This window comes from Microterricola pindariensis, assembly GCF_002936985.1.
In the GTDB taxonomy this organism is placed as follows: Bacteria; Actinomycetota; Actinomycetes; order Actinomycetales; family Microbacteriaceae; genus Microterricola; species Microterricola pindariensis.
Map to the genome: position 1 here is coordinate 1 of NZ_MPZN01000122.1, position 2,138 is coordinate 2,138.

General features: G+C 71.8%; 1 protein-coding gene and 1 pseudogene. Both read right to left on the bottom strand.

Annotation, left to right across the window (positions count from 1 at the left end; genetic code table 11):
* Positions 1-217: pseudogene (locus GY24_RS17210) on the bottom strand (hypothetical protein); the annotation flags it as partial.
* A 12-nt stretch (positions 218-229) separates the two neighbouring features.
* Positions 230-2,138: DEAD/DEAH box helicase (locus tag GY24_RS17215; RefSeq protein WP_104477854.1), on the bottom strand; the 1,909-nt coding region annotated here is incomplete at its 5' end.

Sequence of the window (2,138 nt, forward strand, 5' to 3'; positions counted from 1 at the left end):
AGAAGGTGAGCCCGGCGATCAGGCCGAGCAGCCAGCCCACCCACGGCCCGCGCCCGAGGAGGGTGAGGAAGAGCAGCGCGACGGCCAGCGGGGCCAACGGCCACCAGCCCCGGTCGGGGAAGGCGCCGTCGAGGATGATGCCGGATGCCGCTGCGAGCGGGACCGCCAGGTAGATGGGGAGGCGCAGCGCAGAGTGCCCCTCAACCCCCTTCTCCATCACCCGTACAGCCTAGGCGACCGAGGAGTACGCAACGATGCCGCGGCGGATGGAGTCCATCGCCAGACGGGCGTTGGCCGCCACCGGATTGTCGGCCACGACGGAGAGCTGGTCGAGCAGGTCGATGGTCTGCTTCGTCCAGCGCACGAAGTCGCCTGCGGCCATGTCGGCGTCGGCGAGCACCTCGCCGAGCGGCACGCCCTTGGCCCACTTCCACATGGCGAGGGCCAGGCCCGTGGCCGGCGGCTCACTGCCGGGCAGCCGGTGCGAGCGCTCCAGGTCGTCGAGCTCGCTCCACAGCGTGCCGGTGGCGTCGAAGGCGCGCACGAAGGCGCCCCGGGGCAGGTAGCGCTCGGAGAGGTTGCCCTCGTCGCGGCGCGGCTCGTAGACGAGCGTTGTCGCCATGGCGGCGAGGCTCGGCGCGTCCAGCTCGTTCCAGAGCCCACGGCGCAGCGACTCGGCGACGAGCAGGTCGCGCTCCCCATAGATGCGGCGGAGCATCCGCCCGCTGGCGCTGGCGCTGAGCTTGCCGCTGGCGTCCTTCTCCAGGTAGCCGAAGCCGAGCAGGAGTTCTGTCACCCGGTCGAAGACGCGGGCGACGGCGCCCGTGCGGGAGCGGATCTGGGCGCGGAGGGCGTCGTTCTGCTTGCGCAGCTTGAACCAGCGCTCGGCCCAGCGGGCGTGCGCCTCCCGGTCCGGGCAGTTGTGGCAGGGGTGGGCGCGCATCTGCTTGCGCAGCGAGTTGAGCTCGCGCTGCACCTTCTCCTTCGCAGCGCGCGACTCCTGGTTCTCGGCGCGGGAGGCGCGCCGTTCCAGCTCGGTCAGCGCGCGGCGGATGCCGGCGTACTCGGCGAAGTCGCCGAGGTGGCAGTGCATCGACGCCTCATAGCCGTCCAGGGACTCCTGCTGCTGGCGCACGGTGCGGGCCAGGTCCACCACGGAGCGGTCGGCCTGGAACTGGGCGAAGGAGGACTCCAGGATGGTGCGGGCGCGCTGCCGGCCGAACTGCTCGATCAGGTTGACCGCCATGTTGTAGGTCGGCCGGAAGCTGGAGTTCATCGGGTAGCTGCGCCGCGAGGCGAGGGCGGCGACCGCCTGCGGGTCGAGGCCGTCCTGCCAGTGGATGACGGCGTGCCCCTCCACGTCGATGCCGCGACGCCCGGCGCGCCCGGTGAGCTGGGTGTACTCCCCCGGCGTGATCGGCACACGGGCCTCGCCGTTGAACTTCTCCAGCTTCTCCAGCACCACGGTGCGGGCGGGCATGTTGATGCCGAGGGCGAGCGTCTCCGTCGCGAAGACGGCCTTGACGAGCTTGCGCTGGAACAGCTCCTCGACGACCTCCTTGAAGGCGGGCAGCATGCCGGCGTGGTGGGCGGCGACGCCGCGCTCCAGCCCTTCCAGCCACTCCCAGTAGCCGAGCACGGCGAGGTCCTCGTCGAGCAGGGGGCGACAGCGTTCCTCGACGATGGCGCGGATCTCGTCGCGCTCGTGCGCCTGGGTGAGGCGGACACCGGCGCGCAGCACCTGGCGGACGGCCTGGTCGCAGCCGACCCTGCTGAAGATGAAGAAGATCGCCGGCAGCAGGTTCTTGCCGTCGAGCATGGCGACGACGGCTGCGCGGTCGAGCTTGGCGGCCGGCGGCTGCGGGCTCCAGCCGCCGCGGTCGTGGCCGCGCCGACCGCGGGTGGAGCGAGCGTGGATGGAGCGGGAGCCGCCCTTGGCCAGCTGCACGAGTTCCGGGTTGACGCGGTTCGTGGCGGCGACGCCGGAGGAGTCGAACAGGTCGAGCATCTTGCCGCGCGCCAGCACGTGCTGCTCCAACGGCACCGGCCGCTCCTCGGAGACGATGACGTCGGTGTCGCCGCGGACGGCCTGCAGCCAGTCGCCGAACTCCTCGGCGTTGGAGACGGTGGCGCTCAGC